Source organism: Lacrimispora brassicae, assembly GCF_054772055.1.
Genome location: NZ_BRYH01000034.1, coordinates 144140 through 158608 on the forward strand (window position 1 = coordinate 144140; position 14469 = coordinate 158608).

17 protein-coding genes are annotated in these 14469 nt (G+C 45.6%); all 17 read left to right on the top strand.

From position 1 onward, the window contains the following. The first annotated feature begins 31 nt into the window (after positions 1-31). Positions 32-1168 carry a type I phosphomannose isomerase catalytic subunit gene (locus tag ACYVD3_RS17010; protein ID WP_460643676.1) on the top strand — a complete coding sequence of 379 codons (1137 nt, stop codon included), beginning with the start codon at positions 32-34 and terminating at the stop codon, positions 1166-1168. Positions 1169-1430: 262 nt separating this feature from the next. Beyond that, positions 1431-2357, top strand: coding sequence for a DMT family transporter (locus ACYVD3_RS17015; RefSeq protein WP_460643677.1), 927 nt, complete (start codon positions 1431-1433; stop codon positions 2355-2357). 431 nt (positions 2358-2788) lie between these two features. Next, positions 2789-3448, top strand: a complete 660-nt coding sequence (locus ACYVD3_RS17020) for a pentapeptide repeat-containing protein (RefSeq protein WP_460643678.1) — start codon at positions 2789-2791, stop codon at positions 3446-3448. Positions 3449-3675: 227 nt separating this feature from the next. Beyond that, entirely contained in the window at positions 3676-3960 is a 285-nt protein-coding gene (locus ACYVD3_RS17025; protein WP_460643679.1) for a CD3324 family protein, read from the top strand. A 128-nt stretch (positions 3961-4088) separates the two neighbouring features. Beyond that, the gene (locus ACYVD3_RS17030; RefSeq protein WP_460643680.1) at positions 4089-4736 is read left to right on the top strand and encodes a DUF1062 domain-containing protein; all 648 of its coding nucleotides are present in this window, start codon (positions 4089-4091) and stop codon (positions 4734-4736) included. Positions 4737-5258: 522 nt separating this feature from the next. After that, entirely contained in the window at positions 5259-5822 is a 564-nt protein-coding gene (gene ahpC, locus ACYVD3_RS17035; RefSeq protein ID WP_460643681.1) for an alkyl hydroperoxide reductase subunit C, read from the top strand. Positions 5823-5834: 12 nt separating this feature from the next. Continuing rightward, positions 5835-7364: an alkyl hydroperoxide reductase subunit F gene (gene ahpF / locus ACYVD3_RS17040; RefSeq protein ID WP_460643682.1), complete on the top strand. Its 1530-nt coding sequence runs from the start codon at positions 5835-5837 to the stop codon at positions 7362-7364. A gap of 144 nt (positions 7365-7508) precedes the next feature. Further along, positions 7509-8048 (top strand): DUF3877 family protein, encoded by a 540-nt coding sequence (locus tag ACYVD3_RS17045; protein WP_460643683.1) that lies wholly within the window; start codon positions 7509-7511, stop codon positions 8046-8048. Between the two features lie 26 nt (positions 8049-8074). After that, positions 8075-8620 carry a C40 family peptidase gene (locus tag ACYVD3_RS17050; RefSeq protein ID WP_460643684.1) on the top strand — a complete coding sequence of 182 codons (546 nt, stop codon included), beginning with the start codon at positions 8075-8077 and terminating at the stop codon, positions 8618-8620. A 180-nt stretch (positions 8621-8800) separates the two neighbouring features. Then, complete coding sequence (spoIIIAA, locus tag ACYVD3_RS17055) at positions 8801-9808, top strand: stage III sporulation protein AA (protein WP_460643685.1); 1008 nt, start codon at positions 8801-8803, stop codon at positions 9806-9808. After that, positions 9801-10331: a stage III sporulation protein AB gene (locus ACYVD3_RS17060; RefSeq protein WP_460643686.1), complete on the top strand. Its 531-nt coding sequence runs from the start codon at positions 9801-9803 to the stop codon at positions 10329-10331. Before spoIIIAA ends, ACYVD3_RS17060 begins: the two co-directional genes overlap by 8 nt. Positions 10332-10341: 10 nt before the next feature. Next, positions 10342-10536, top strand: coding sequence for a stage III sporulation protein AC (gene spoIIIAC / locus ACYVD3_RS17065; RefSeq protein WP_013273849.1), 195 nt, complete (start codon positions 10342-10344; stop codon positions 10534-10536). Between the two features lie 54 nt (positions 10537-10590). Then, positions 10591-10977, top strand: a complete 387-nt coding sequence (locus tag ACYVD3_RS17070) for a SpoIIIAC/SpoIIIAD family protein (RefSeq protein ID WP_460643687.1) — start codon at positions 10591-10593, stop codon at positions 10975-10977. 17 nt (positions 10978-10994) lie between these two features. Then, positions 10995-12170, top strand: a complete 1176-nt coding sequence (locus ACYVD3_RS17075) for a stage III sporulation protein AE (protein ID WP_460643688.1) — start codon at positions 10995-10997, stop codon at positions 12168-12170. Positions 12171-12175: 5 nt separating this feature from the next. Further along, the gene (locus ACYVD3_RS17080; protein ID WP_460643689.1) at positions 12176-12859 is read left to right on the top strand and encodes a stage III sporulation protein AF; all 684 of its coding nucleotides are present in this window, start codon (positions 12176-12178) and stop codon (positions 12857-12859) included. Next, positions 12807-13433, top strand: coding sequence for a stage III sporulation protein AG (locus ACYVD3_RS17085; RefSeq protein ID WP_460643690.1), 627 nt, complete (start codon positions 12807-12809; stop codon positions 13431-13433). The genes ACYVD3_RS17080 and ACYVD3_RS17085 overlap by 53 nt, the downstream gene beginning before the upstream one ends. Before the next feature lie 15 nt (positions 13434-13448). Beyond that, a complete protein-coding gene (locus ACYVD3_RS17090) occupies positions 13449-14237 on the top strand; it encodes a SpoIIIAH-like family protein (protein WP_460643691.1) in 789 nt (262 codons plus the stop codon). Positions 14238-14469: the final 232 nt, after the last annotated feature.

Sequence of the window (14469 nt, forward strand, 5' to 3'; positions counted from 1 at the left end):
TGATTTTTTAGGGGAATTGCGGAGGGAGATCATGGAAACAAGAAAAGACTGCCCCATTCGCCTGACAGGCTCCAGGGCCTGGCGGACCTATTTTGGGGGAAAACTGCTGGAACAATTTCATGGGGCAAAGACAGGGGAAGACGATCATTTCCCGGAAGAATGGATTGCCTCCCTTGTGGCGGCCAGGAACGCGGGAAGGGAAGAGCTGACTGAGGGCTTAAGCATGATGGCTGACCGGCCGTCGGTGTCATTGAAAGAGCTGATCGAATCAGATCCTGCCGGTTACTTAGGAGAGAACCATGCCGCACATCTGGGAGCAACCCTGGGAGTGCTGGTGAAGCTGATTGATTCCGCAGAGCGGCTGGCCGTTCAGGTGCATCCGGATAAAAAGAAGGCCAGAGAGCTGTTTCATTCTGATTATGGGAAAACAGAATGCTGGCACATACTGGGCGGAAGGGAGATCCAGGGAGAAAAGCCTTATGTTTATTTAGGATTTCGTCCCGGTGTGACACAGTCGTATTGGAAGGACTGCTTTCTTCGTCAGGATATGAAGGCCATACTGGAGTGCCTGCACCGGTTTGAAGTACAGGAGGGGGATACCATTCTGATCGAAGGCGGTGTTCCTCATGCCATTGGTGCCGGCTGCTTTCTGGTGGAAATCCAGGAGCCTACGGATTATACCATACGGGTGGAAAGGGTGACGCCATCAGGGTATCAGGTGGCGGATTCCATGTGCCACCAGGGGCTGGGTTTTGAGAAGATGTTTGAATGCTTCCATTATGAGAATTTTTCTGAGGAGGAAGCAAGGAAACGGTGGTTCATTCCGCCAAAGGTTTTAGAAGAAGAGGGGAAAAACCGCCGGATCTCTCTGGTAGGATATGAAGAAACTCCATGCTTTTGTATGGAAATGATGGAAGTAAACGATGTCATGAGCTTAAAACAGAATGGCTGCAGTGCGGTTTGTGTTCTGGAGGGCAATGGAAAACTGTTTTTGGGAGGCAGGAATGATTTGCAGGGATCCGGTGATCAGGAGAGGGTCTGGCAGGAAGAGGTCAAGCAGGGGGATCAGTTCTTTCTGCCTGCCGGAATAGAGGAGCTTCAGTGGAAGGCTGAAGAAGGAAGCTGTTTGAAGCTGATCCAGTGCTTTGGGCCGGAGACAGGCTGTTAATCAGATTAGTATACCATACCTTGCTGACTCCTTGGACAAATCAGCCATCAGACCTTCAACTTAAGTTCATGGATTTTTAATATTTACTTTGTTTGTGGTGTATGCTATGATGAAAAAAATTCGTTATTATTGACTGAAACCCAGTGTTTTCGTTTTAAGGCTGATGTCCCCCAGTGCTGCATCAACTCTTCCAGCGAAACGTGCTGTATCCTGAACATTATTTTTTACCCGATGATGACATAATGGAGTATATAACAAAAATATGAAAAAAGCACTTATATTTGGTATTGCCGGATCTTTCTTTTTTGCGTTTTCATTTGTGCTGAATCGCAGCATGCATTTATCCGGAGGAAGCTGGATATGGAGCGCAAGCCTCCGCTACCTGTTTACCTTTCCCATTCTGGCTCTGATTGTGGGAAAACACCAGGGGTTTCAGCAGGTCCATAAAGTCATAAGAAAGGATCTGTTCAATTGGCTTATTTGGAGTACCGTTGGATTTGGTCTTTTTTATGCACCCCTCTCTTTTGCGGCTGATTACGGGGAATCCTGGTTGATTGCGGCATCCTGGCAGGTAACAATCGTCATGGGTATACTATTGTCTCCTGTATTCCACAAACGTGTACCAATAAAAAATCTATGTATATCAGGATTTATCTTACTCGGAGTTTTTCTTTTACAAGTACATAATATTGCAGATTTGGATATTAAGACAACCCTTATGACACTGCTTCCCATCCTTGTGGGGGCGGTCTCTTATCCTTTGGGAAACAGAAAAATCATGGAGGCAAGCGGGGATCAGCTATCTACAATCCAACGAACCTACGGTATGACGTTATGCAGCCTCCCTTTTTGGTTCCTGTTATCTGTATTTGGTCTGGTAAATGCCGGGGTTCCTTCTGTAAACCAGACCCTGCAGTCCTTGTGTGTCGCAGTCTTTTCCGGAGTGATCGCAACGTTACTGTTTTTTAAAGCCACCGATTTGGTCAAGTCAAACCATAAGCAGCTTGCTGTAATAGAATCCACACAGTCAGGGGAGGTGATATTTACCTTGCTGGGGAGCATCTGGCTCCTTGGGGATTCCCTGCCCGATGAGCTGGGAATGATGGGCATATCATTTATTGTGTTCGGTATGATCCTTAACAGTATGATTGTAACCTTTTCCAAAAAATCAGAGGTGAATAACCCTTAACAGAACGGTCCATACCTGTCAGGGGGTGGTGATTTCCCCGGCAGTTATATCTTCATATGCGGCGGCTTTGAAATTATAGAATTTCAAGGCCGCCGCGTTTTCAGTTTTTCTTATCTTGTCACAAGTCCGTAGCAGTGTAAACCGGGGAACCGCTGTGGGCTGAATGATATGGGCGGCAGTGGGAGAGGCAAGTATGTGAGCCAATCATATGGCACCTGCCGGATTTAAAAAGAAAACAATAAGTTTATAATTGTTTTGCTTCCTATGAACTTGAAAGTCCCTTAATAGTCTGGTAATATTAGGAACAGATCATTTTGTATGCAGCCATCAGATCATATAGAGGCTGAAATATAAAAGACGGCCAGGCATGTGTAAGGAACAACAGAAGGGGATGCCGTTAAGATAAAAAAAGATGAGAAAGGAAAGGGTATATGAACCAGAAACTTCTTACCCCCATCCTTCCGGATACAATGGATTTTGTTCTGGAAGATATAGATGAATTATCCCGCAGAAAAAACCAGGAGGAAGCGGTAACAGATGTTCTCATAAGAAATCTTCATGTAACCGGGGAAGACTTCTCCCACATGCGTTTTTCTGCTGTGATATTTGAAAACTGTATATTCCAGGACTGCACCTTTGAAAAAGGGGAGTTTACTGACGTGGTGTTTCGCGCCTGTGACATATCCAACTGCAATTTTGAAGACAGCTATTTTAACCGGACGGAATTTAGCTCTTCAAAGGGCATGGGAGCAAAGTTCTGCGGGAACACTATGCTACATACCGTGATCCTTGACTGTAACCTCAACTATGCAAATTTTGATTCTTCCAAGCTGGAACACATCCGCTTTTCCGATTCTCAGATCAGGGGCGGTTCCCTGACCCAATGCCGCTGCAAGGCGGTGGAATGGAACCGGGCAAATCTGGAAAGCGCCAGTTTTTTTAAAACTATGATGAAAGGAATGGATCTTACCAGCAGCACCATACAGGGACTGACCCTGTCCGACGGCTGCGGGGAGATCAGAGGCGCTGTGGTGGATTTATACCAGGCGGCAGAGCTGGCAAAATATCTGGGCGTTGTCATAAAAAGCTGACCCTTTAAGGCTCCAACACGTTTCTGAATCAAATATGAGGTTTTCAATGATCCCTCATATGATAGAATGATTATAATTATGTTGCAAGATAAGCGTTTATTTAAGGAGGCGAGCTTTTTATGATGGAACCCTCAAAGACTGCATAGCACGGGTTATGCAGTTAAAATAAATAAGTAATTGTATAGCCTTTGCTATTCCTTACAGTAAAAAATGTTTGGGAGGCAGCAATGCGCTATCAGAAAGCCAATGAAATTTTACCGGAAGAGCTGGTGGGATTAATTCAGAATTATATAGACGGGGAATATGTTTATATCCCCAGAAAACAGGAAAATAAACGAATCTGGGGCCAGAGGACAGGAGCCAGAGAGGAAAGAAAGCTCCGGGACTTATCCATTTATGAGGATTATTCTGCCGGCATATGCGTGAAGCTTTTGGCAGAGCGCTATTACCTGTCTGAGAAAAGCATCCAGAGGATCGTGCTTCAGGAAAAGAAAAATAAGAAAGTAGAATAGGGCGGTGCATCAGAAAGAAAATGGTGCGCCGCCTTTTCTTTGTTTCATAAGAGAGTATGAGGTGGGATAAAGAAAGGTGGCGTGTTACAGTTGTCTAAAGAAACAATTGTAAAAATGGAGAAAGAACAATGAATCGAAATTTACGGAAACAATGGATCGTCACGCCGGACCAGCTTCCAGCCATTATAAGAAGGTGTCCCAAATGCGGGAAAAAGACGGAATTTATAAACAGCGGTAAATTCAGAGTCAATGCCAATGGCTGCCTCATAGACGTGTGGCTGATCTACCGGTGCGGACAATGTGAGACCTCCTGGAACATGACCCTATGGGAAAGAAGGCCGGCAGGACGGCTGGAGAAAAACGAGTATGAGGGATTTTTGAAAAATGATCCTGATCTGGCGTCAAAATACGGAAATGACAGGGATATATTCGCCAGGAATAAGGCAGAACCGGCCGTCTCAAAAGGGGAATATCACGTAACGTCTGTGGACACTGCCTTTCCCTGCGGGAAGGACCATGCCATGGAAATCGAAATAAGGATCCCAGCCGGATTTGATTTAAGGGCAGATGTTTTTTTAATGCAGCAGCTAGCTGTATCCAGAAGCAGAATAAAGAAATGGTGTGAGGACGGGCTGATTTTAAGCGGAAGCCAGGTTTTGTCTCCAAAAGGGAAAGTGAAAAACGGGATGATTTTGCAGATAAGAAAGGAAGCCTTTCAGCCAGAACCGGAAGTGGAGTGGGAGTATTCTTTCTGTCAAAATAGCCGGGGGTGTTGATTCCTGATGAAAAATCAAGTTGGCCGGGAGTGTTGATTCTTGATGAAAAATCAAGTGATTATATATCTGCTTTAAGGGTAGCGGAGCCTATATTGGGCAACACTGCCTTTTCTTTTTACTCCCAAATCAGGAATACTGTTTTTCCCGTTAAAGGGTAAACTTTTATTTGGTATGACAACAGTATGAAACATCAATCGTGATTTACTCTGTTCCTATCCTTATATATTAATAAGGCGGTTAAAAATAATCACTATTTTGGAAAAAGCTGCTTGACAATCAGAAGAAATTATTGTACTATAATAATATCAGTAATTATTACTATTATTGATAAGGAATATCAATAAGATCCGCTGATATTCCTATCCGGTTTCACTGCATGTTTCAAACACGCCACGCAGCCATGCTGCTGTTTTCACGGAGGTTTGCCTCCGGGGGAAAGGAAAGCCGGTTTCCGCCATAATACGGTGGACATCACTGATAATTTTAAATTATAAATATAAAAAATCACAGGAGGTAATTATTATGTCATTAATCGGAACAGAAGTAAAATCATTCAAAGCCCAGGCTTATCATAACGGTGCATTTGTAGAGGTTACAGAAGCAGATTTTAAGGGTAAGTGGAGCATCATCTGCTTTTATCCCGCAGATTTCACATTTGTTTGCCCGACAGAGCTGGAAGACTTACAGAATAATTATGAGACATTTAAGAAACTGGGGGCAGAGGTTTATTCCGTTTCTACGGATACTCACTTTACCCACAAGGCATGGCATGACAATTCGGAAGCTATCCGCAAATTGACCTATGTTATGATCGGAGATCCCTCTCATACATTATCCCGCAATTTCGACGTATTGATTGAAGCAGACGGACTTGCTGACAGGGGTACTTTTATTGTTGATCCCGACGGCATCATTCAGTCAGTAGAGATCAATGCCGGAAACATTGGCCGTGATGCAAACGTTCTTATTGATAAGATCAAGGCTGCCCAGTATGTAAGAAATAACCCCGGCGAGGTTTGCCCGGCAAAATGGAAAGAGGGCGGAGCCACACTGAAACCAAGCCTTGACCTGGTAGGGAAAATCTAAGGAGTAACGATTATGATGCTGGATACCGAAATTAAGAACCAACTGGCTGAGTATCTCCAGCTTCTGGAAAATGATGTGCTGATTAAAGTCAGTGCAGGATCCGACAGTATATCAAAGGATATGATGGATTTGATCCATGAACTGACCGCCCTGTCCCCAAGAATTAAGACAGAGGAGGGAAAGCTGCCCAGAACACCCAGCTTTAGCATTAACCGTATGGGAGAAGACACCGGAGTCACTTTTGCAGGGATTCCCTTGGGCCATGAATTTACTTCCCTGGTACTGGCTCTTTTGCAGGTCAGCGGAAGAGCTCCCAAGGTCGATGGTAAATTAATTGACCAGGTGAAAAACATTCAGGGAGAATACCGCTTTGAGACCTACATCAGCTTAAGCTGCCATAATTGTCCGGAGGTGGTGCAGGCTCTTAACTTAATGAGCATTTTAAATCCCGGTATTACCCATACAATGATTGACGGTGCAGCTTTTAAGGAAGAAGTAGAAAGTAAAAATATCATGGCTGTGCCTACGGTCTACTTAAACGGTGAGGTTTTCGGCAGCGGGCGAATGATCCTGGAAGAGATTCTGGGGAAGTTAGGCAGTGCGCCTGATGTATCAGAGTTTGAGAAAAAAGAACCTTTTGATATACTTGTCATCGGAGGCGGCCCGGCGGGAGCCAGTGCAGCTATTTATGCGGCGCGTAAAGGCATTCGTACCGGTATTGTTGCCCAACGCTTCGGCGGTCAGGTAAGAGAGACACTGGGGATCGAGAATCTCATCAGTGTGGCATATACGGAAGGGCCTGAATTTGCAGAAATCCTGGAGCAGCATGTTAAAAATTATGATGTGGATATTATGAATTCCCAGAGTGTCAGACGCCTGGAAAGAAAAGAACTTTTCCAGGTGGAACTGGAAAACGGAGCTGTCTTGAAAAGCAAGGCAGTAATCCTTTCTACAGGAGCCCGCTGGAGAAATGTAGGCGTACCGGGAGAACTGGAATTTAAGAACAAAGGAGTTGCTTATTGTCCCCATTGTGACGGTCCTCTTTATAAAGGAAAACAGGTGGCAGTCATTGGAGGCGGTAATTCCGGCATTGAAGCGGCAATTGATCTTGCAGGAATTGCAAGTCATGTAACAGTGCTTGAATTTATGCCTGAGCTGAAAGCGGATGCCGTACTGCAGAAGCGTCTTTACAGTCTGCCTAATGTGACAGTCGTAAAGAATGTTCAGACAAAAGAAATTACCGGCACAGATAAGGTAAACGGTATTACCTATATGGAACGTGAATCAGGAGCAGTCCATCATGTGGAACTGCAAGGGGTATTTGTTCAGATCGGCCTTGCAGCCAATACGGACTGGCTGGGAGACACCGTTGAACGCAACCGTATGGGAGAGATTATTGTAGATAACCGCAATGCTACCAGTGTACCCGGAGTTTTTGCCGCAGGAGACTGCACGGACAGTGTTTATAAACAGATTGTCATTGCAATGGGATCTGGGGCCAGTGCTGCCTTAAGTGCTTTTGATTATTTAATAAGAAATTGATTTTCAGATGCTGTTTCCTGCCGGTCTTTCCGCGGGAAACAGCATCTTTTTGAGAAAAAAGGTGTTTCCCGGAACCTTGACATGTCCCGCCTGTAACAGTATAATTTAACTGGGTACTATTGGAAAATGACTGGAGTGATGAATATGCAGTATGGTGCGCTGGAGCAGATGCTCATTAACTCAATAAAAGAAGTACAGATAAAATTAGGATATGAAAAAGAACCTATCCGCTTTTACTATCCCCAACATGCATTGATGAAGATACTGAAGATTTCCCAAGACTCTGCCAAGGAAACAAAAGCGGCAATGGAAGGTTTTAAGGAATCTGTTAAAGAACGTCTGGGAGACATCAGGATCACAAAAAGCCAGGAACGTTTTTGCTTTGAGATTCCGCCGGAAGGGGTAGAATACGTATATTATCATGGAAAAGACAACGGTTTTTTAAAGGAATTCATTGAAACCGTAGAAAGACCCCATACCACCTTAGAGGATCTGTTGAAAGTCTTTCATAAATTTGGGGAGGGTAAGGTTATCTGCGTAAAATCCCAGGAAGAAGATTATGATTATATTATATTTTTTGAGGATCCTTCCATGGATAATTATCGGTATTATATCAAGTTTCATGAAAATCACGTCACTTACCACAGATTCTTATCCGAGGATGCAGCGGATATGGGCATATAACGATATCATATCAGGAGAAAAGAACAATGCAGAGAAAAAGATGGATCGTAACCCTGCTTACAGGTCTGGTATTTATGACCGCTAATCATTTTACAGCCAAAGCGGATACTGCCTCTGACATGGCGGTTCCTCTTGTGGCTCCTCCGCCCCTTGAGTGGCAGACAGGCCCCGGAGCCGGTCCGGGGAAAGGATTTTCCCAGACAGCACCGGATATTCAGACAGGAACGGGAGAACAGGCAGTGGTTTATGCAAAGCAGTTTCTTGGAAATCCTTATGTATATGGAGGGACAAGCCTTACATCAGGCGCCGACTGCTCCGGATTTGTACTGAGTGTTTATAAACAATTCGGTGTCAACCTGCCCAGGACCTCCGAGGCCCAGGGAAAAGCAGGCGTTGACGTGGGCGGAATCGAATATGCCCAGCCAGGGGATTTGATTTCATACATAGGCCATATCGGCATTTACGTGGGACAGAATCAGTTGATTCATGCAAGCGGACCAGAGGACGGGATTAAAATATCCAATGTGGATTTCAGGCCTGTGGTTTCAGTCAGAAGAGTATTGGGGAATTAAATAAACGAAGGTTATTTTTGAGCTTATTTGGATGTTTCGTTAAGATCATCCGGGATAAGCTCTTTTTTTATTCCCGGACTGCACAAGGAATATCCGGTCACATGCCCTTAAAGAAGCCAAAAGTTTTTCAGTCATAATTTGTCCCACCCCACATATATTGAGGTAAGAGGAGGGATGAAGGTGGAAAGGAAAGACGAGCTTATCAATATATTTTCCAGGAGCATAAGAGAAATTTTAACCAGGGTGACAATTGATTTTGATGAGGTTCAGGAAATCAGGCTCCGTGTGGCGGCCCCTCTTTTAATGATATACCGGAATGAGGAGTATTATGTTACTCCCAGAGGTTCTCTGAGCATGGAAGGAAAGGACGCCTATACAGTCTCTAAAAATGAGCTTAAGGAAACCATGGAGTACATGAGCAACTATTCTCTGTATGCCTTTGAAGAAGAGATGAAGCAGGGGTTTATTACCATTCAGGGAGGCCACCGGATCGGAATCGCCGGAAAGACCATTTTAGACGAATCCGGGATTAAAGCCATGAAATACATATCCTTTATCAATGTCCGGCTGTCCCATCAGGTAAGGGGCTGTGCCTCAGAAGTTTTGCCCTATCTTTATGAGGAAGGAAGAGAGATCTATCACACGCTGATCATTTCCCCTCCCAGATGCGGGAAGACCACCCTGTTAAGAGATTTAATCCGTCAGGTTTCCAATGGTTCTGAGGATCATCCAGGCCTTACTGTAGGTGTGGTTGATGAACGTTCTGAGATTGGGGCCTGTTATCAGGGGATACCTCAGAATGAATTGGGAATCCGTACCGATATTTTAGACTGCTGTCCAAAGGCAAAAGGGATGATGATGCTGATACGGACCATGTCCCCCAGAGTGATCGCCGTGGATGAGATCGGAAGCCGGGAGGATTTAGATGCAATGGAATACGTGATGAACTGCGGCTGTAAACTGGTCGCCACGGTTCACGGAGCTTCCATCGATGATTTAAAGCAGAAGCCGGTCTTAAGAAAGCTGGTGGAGGAGCGGATCTTTGAAAGATATATTGTTTTAAACAACTTAGGACGGATCGGAAACATCGATCAGATCTATGACTCCAGAGGAACTCAGCTCTACAAAGCCCAGGTGCATCAGATGGGAATTCGATGGGACAGGCGGGAGTGCATTGCTTATGGATAATACGTGGCTGAGGATTTTAGGGGCTGTTCTGGTCATTCTGTCATGCTCCGGCCTTGGTTTTTTTATGGCGGCCCAATGGAGCGAGCATTTAAAGACCGTGGAAAAGCTTCGGAAGATGATTTTTTTGCTGAAAGGCGAGATTGTTTATGCCAATTCTCCCTTGCCAGAGGCCTTTGAGCGCACCGGCAAAAAGGCTGTGGGAGAGTTGGGAGCTTTGTTTGAAAAGGTGTCGGAGCGGCTTTCCGGACAACAGGGAGAAACCTTTTATACCATCTGGCAGGAGGAGATCGACAAGCTTCCCAGAGAAGTCTGCCTGTCCAAAGAGGACAAACAGAATCTAAAGGGTCTGGGAGAACATCTGGGATACTTAGATATGGACATGCAGGAGCGGAATATCCTTTTATACCTGGAACAGTTGGACTTGACGATCGGTTACTTGAGAAAACATAAGCAGGAAAAAAGCCGCCTTTATACCAGCCTGGGTATCATGGGCGGTTTATTCCTAACAATCGTAATGTATTAAGGAGGATAGCATGGGGGTCAATTTGATTTTTAAAATTGCAGCAGTTGGAATCCTGGTTTCCGTCATCTGCCAGGTATTAAAACACAGCGGACGGGAAGAACAGGCATTCTTAACAAGCCTTGCGGGGCTGATCCTGGTGCTGTTCTGGCTGGTGCCTTATATTTATCAGTTGTTTGAATCCATTAAAAATCTGTTTGCATTGTAGGTAAGCGCCTTACAGGCATACCTTTATGTTCTGAAAGGAAGGACAGGGGAAAACATGACCGTAGTGACCATAGCCATAACAGGGATCGTGGCAGTGCTTTTAGCGGTTTCCTTAAAAGGGATGAAGGGAGAATATGGGACCTATCTGGTCATGGCGGCAGGCTTTTTTATCTTCTTTTACGGAATGGGAAAGCTTACCACCATTCTGGATACCATGAAGGAGATCCAGACCTATATTAAGATCAACAGCATTTATTTAACCACGCTGATCAAGATGATAGGAATTACCTATATCGCGGAATTTGCAGCCGGGATATGCAAGGATGCCGGATACGGAGCCGTGGGGACCCAGATCGAAATATTCGCAAAGCTGTCTGTTCTGGCTGTCAGCATGCCCATCCTCCTTGCACTCATTGAGACGCTGCAGGTATTTTTATCATGACGGAAGGGGGAAGGACCATGAAAAGAACCGCCTTTTTCCTGCTGTTCCTTTTGATTGTGCTGTTTCTTTCTACGGACAGCCTTGGAGCAGAAGCAGCCTCCGGGCAGGAGGCAGGTGCTCCGGCGGCCAGCTTAGACTTGGATCAGTATGATTTAACGGATATCCAGAATTTTCTGGACCGGACCAAGGGGGAACAGGACATGAACCTTTCCTTTAGAGAGCTGATGAAGGATCTGATGGACGGAAACTTAAACCAGGTCATGGGACAGGCCGGAAAAGCGCTGAAAGACCTGCTGATGGGTGAGATAAGAAACAGCGGGCATATGATGGGGCAGATTATGGTCCTTGGGATCATTGGAGCGGTATTTTCTAATTTTTCCAGCGTGTTTACAGGGAGCCAGATATCGGAAACCGGTTTTTTTGTCACCTATCTGCTGCTGTTTACCTATCTGGCGGCCAGCTTTTTTACCAGCGTAACTATTACAGGAAGTGTGCTGAGGCAGGTCTTTGATTTTACCAAGGTATTGATGCCTGCCTATTTCCTGGCGGCGGCATTTGCAGGGAGCAGCGCGTCTGCGGCGGCCTCCTATGAATTTACATTATTTATCATCGCTGCCGCCCAGTGGCTTTTAGGGCAGGTGCTTTTAGCCCTCATAAGGGTCTATGCCCTTTTGGTCATGGCAGGCCACATTGCCAAAGAGGATATGCTCTCAAAGCTTACAGAGCTTTTGGAGCAGGTAGTTTCCTGGAGCTTAAAGACTCTGGTAGGGGTTGTGCTTGGGTTTCATCTCATTCAGTCCATGGTACTTCCCTATGTGGATTCCATGAAAACAGGAGCCATTCAGAAGCTGATCGGAGCCATTCCGGGAGTAGGACAGGGAGTTAACTCCGTTGCCCAGATGGTGCTGGGATCAGGGGTGCTTATTAAAAATACCATTGGGGCAGCCGGCATTATCATACTTCTTGTCATTTCCGTGATCCCCCTGATAAAGCTGGTGGTGCTGATGGTTTTATACCAGTGCGTTGCCGCCCTCCTTCAGCCTGTCTGTGATAAAAGAATCGTTTCCTGTATTTCCGACATTGCAAAAGGCCACAGGATGCTGCTTTCCGTAGCGGCATCAGGAGTGATCCTCTTTGTTGTTACCATAGCGCTTGTATGCGCTTCCACCAATGTGACCTATTATACCGGGTGAGTGACATGGAAGAATTGTTTAGCTGGATACGCAATATAACCTATTACCTGATTTTTATAACCGTAGTGAGCAACCTTCTGCCAGATAAAAAATATGAAAAGTATATAAAATTATTTGCCGGCATGGTATTGATCCTTTTGGTATTAAAGCCAATTACAGGAGGCTTAAGGCTTGATGATACCCTGGCTTACTATTTTGAGGCCATCAGCCTTAAAAAGGAAGCAGGAGAGCTGACAGGAAAGCTGTCAGACATGGAAGGAAAACGGCTTGAAGCCATGATTGCCAGATACGAGGAGGCGGTGGAAACGGATTTAAAATCCATGGCTGAGACCGACGGATTCGGATGCAGGACATCCATGGCAGAGATTGACCAGGATCAGGAAAGCAGTACCTTTGGCCATGTGGTGCGGGTGACCATGATTCTGGTGCCGGGGGGACCGGGAGAAGAGGCAAAAGACATTACCGTTTCCGGAAAAGGGACGGATCCGGTAAAAAAGGTACAGGACGTGGAAGAGGTGAAAATAGCCGGGTCAGAGCCGGAAATAAGTGACTATAAGGAACCGGAGGACGTGAGAAAACAGAAGCAGGCAGAAAATTCACGGCTTTCTGGTCTTAGAAGGCGGATTGCGGAATATTATGATTTGGAGGAACAGGATATTGAAATTCAAATGGAAGATGGGAAAGGATAAATGGCTGATTTTATTGGCTGTTGGAATGATTATCCTGATCCTTACATTTCCCTCCGGTTCGGGTATGGCTGCCAAAGTAGAGCGGACAGCAGAAAGCAAAAACCAGACAGCCTTGCAGAAAGGGATCGTAACAGAGCCTGCGGATGGGGAGGCGGCTGTGGCAGCAGGAGCAGACAGGACCTATGAGGAGCAGTTGGAGACCAGGGTAAGGAAAATCCTGAAAACCGTGGATGGGGTCGGTCAGGTAGAGGTGATGATCGTGCTGAAATCCTCAGAGGAGAAGGTACTGCGGGTCGATAAAGACAGCTCGGATTCCTCCACCGATGAGAAGGACAGCTCTGGCGGGACCAGAAAGGTCACCAGTGCAGAACTTAAAGAAAGCACCATTCTGACCGGTTCAGGAGAAAACACATCTCCCATTGTGGAGAAGGAGATACGACCGGAAATAGAAGGAATCATCATCAGTGCCCAGGGCGGAGGCAGCCCTACGGTAAAAGCTGAAATTTCCGGTGCCATGGAAGCATTATTTAACCTGCCCCCACATAAAATAAAAGTATTAAAGAGGGTGGAATAAAAAGGAGTGTCATGTATGAGAAGTTGGAAAACAAGCAATGAGCCCAAAGTCCCTAGAACCCCAAAGAAAATGGATATGAAGAAACTGTTCCGAAGAAATCAGATTATTATCACCACATTAGCCGTTATGATAGCTGCTGCTGGATATTTAAACTATGCCGGAAAGCAGGAGGCCGCTTCAGGGACAGACGTCTATGAGGCAGGAATGACTGATATTTCTGAGGAAGATATTTTTGCGGAAAACCAATCCCTTACGGGCAGTGACGTAAGCCAGGAAATCGCAAGCCTTGACCAGGATGCAGAGGATATCGATAAGCTGGCGGCAGGAAACACGGAAGCAGCGGCGGAAAGCGACGGATCCGTAGACCTGGCGGCAAATGAGACACAGGCGGCCCAAACCGGCCTTGACAACCCTGGGGAAGCGGTGCTTACCAGCGGAATGAACGTATCAGAATACATATCCAGCGTACAGTTAAACAGGGAGCAGGTAAGGGCAAAGAACAAGGAAACCTTAATGAACTTAATCAACAATCCAAACATTGAGGAAGCGGCAAAACAGCAGGCCATTCAGGAAATGATCGAAATGACGGCTGTTTCTGAGAAGGAAAATGCGGCAGAAACCTTATTGCTTGCCAAAGGCTTTGCAGATCCGGTGGTCAGCATTTCCAGCGGGAAAGTGGATGTGGTCATCAATGCTTCCAACATCACAGACCCTCAGCGGGCCCAGATTGAGGACATCGTAAAGAGGAAAACAGAAGTAGGGGCGGAAAATATTGTGATCACCCTTATGAAGCTGGAAGAGTAAAAAGCCACGGCAAATGTTACGTTTCAGCCATGCCATTCATAATTTGGCGGATGGAATGTATTTTCAAAAGGTTACAGATATGCAGCCAAATTATTCATGCCGGGCATTCGCCCTATAGAAGCATTTGCGCAATTTATGCTTAGTGAGCAAGCTCCCACCCACAAACTGTGCAAACGCTTCTGCATGGCTAACTGTAACTTGCAAACTGTGGACAGTTTTGCTATAATGATTC

Excerpts from the sequence above, each read along its gene's own strand:
- ACYVD3_RS17050 (WP_460643684.1), top strand. The coding sequence starts at position 8,075 with ATGCAGAGAAAAAGATGGATCGTAACCCTGCTTACAGGTCTGGTATTT.
- ACYVD3_RS17090 (WP_460643691.1), top strand. The coding sequence starts at position 13,449 with ATGAGAAGTTGGAAAACAAGCAATGAGCCCAAAGTCCCTAGAACCCCA.
- ACYVD3_RS17070 (WP_460643687.1), top strand. The coding sequence starts at position 10,591 with ATGACCGTAGTGACCATAGCCATAACAGGGATCGTGGCAGTGCTTTTA.
- ACYVD3_RS17075 (WP_460643688.1), top strand. The coding sequence starts at position 10,995 with ATGAAAAGAACCGCCTTTTTCCTGCTGTTCCTTTTGATTGTGCTGTTT.
- ahpF (WP_460643682.1), top strand. The coding sequence starts at position 5,835 with ATGATGCTGGATACCGAAATTAAGAACCAACTGGCTGAGTATCTCCAG.
- spoIIIAC (WP_013273849.1), top strand. The coding sequence starts at position 10,342 with ATGGGGGTCAATTTGATTTTTAAAATTGCAGCAGTTGGAATCCTGGTT.
- ACYVD3_RS17030 (WP_460643680.1), top strand. The coding sequence starts at position 4,089 with ATGAATCGAAATTTACGGAAACAATGGATCGTCACGCCGGACCAGCTT.
- ACYVD3_RS17045 (WP_460643683.1), top strand. The coding sequence starts at position 7,509 with ATGCAGTATGGTGCGCTGGAGCAGATGCTCATTAACTCAATAAAAGAA.
- ACYVD3_RS17085 (WP_460643690.1), top strand. The coding sequence starts at position 12,807 with ATGATTTGGAGGAACAGGATATTGAAATTCAAATGGAAGATGGGAAAG.
- ahpC (WP_460643681.1), top strand. The coding sequence starts at position 5,259 with ATGTCATTAATCGGAACAGAAGTAAAATCATTCAAAGCCCAGGCTTAT.
- ACYVD3_RS17020 (WP_460643678.1), top strand. The coding sequence starts at position 2,789 with ATGAACCAGAAACTTCTTACCCCCATCCTTCCGGATACAATGGATTTT.
- ACYVD3_RS17080 (WP_460643689.1), top strand. The coding sequence starts at position 12,176 with ATGGAAGAATTGTTTAGCTGGATACGCAATATAACCTATTACCTGATT.
- ACYVD3_RS17010 (WP_460643676.1), top strand. The coding sequence starts at position 32 with ATGGAAACAAGAAAAGACTGCCCCATTCGCCTGACAGGCTCCAGGGCC.
- ACYVD3_RS17060 (WP_460643686.1), top strand. The coding sequence starts at position 9,801 with ATGGATAATACGTGGCTGAGGATTTTAGGGGCTGTTCTGGTCATTCTG.
- ACYVD3_RS17025 (WP_460643679.1), top strand. The coding sequence starts at position 3,676 with ATGCGCTATCAGAAAGCCAATGAAATTTTACCGGAAGAGCTGGTGGGA.
- ACYVD3_RS17015 (WP_460643677.1), top strand. The coding sequence starts at position 1,431 with ATGAAAAAAGCACTTATATTTGGTATTGCCGGATCTTTCTTTTTTGCG.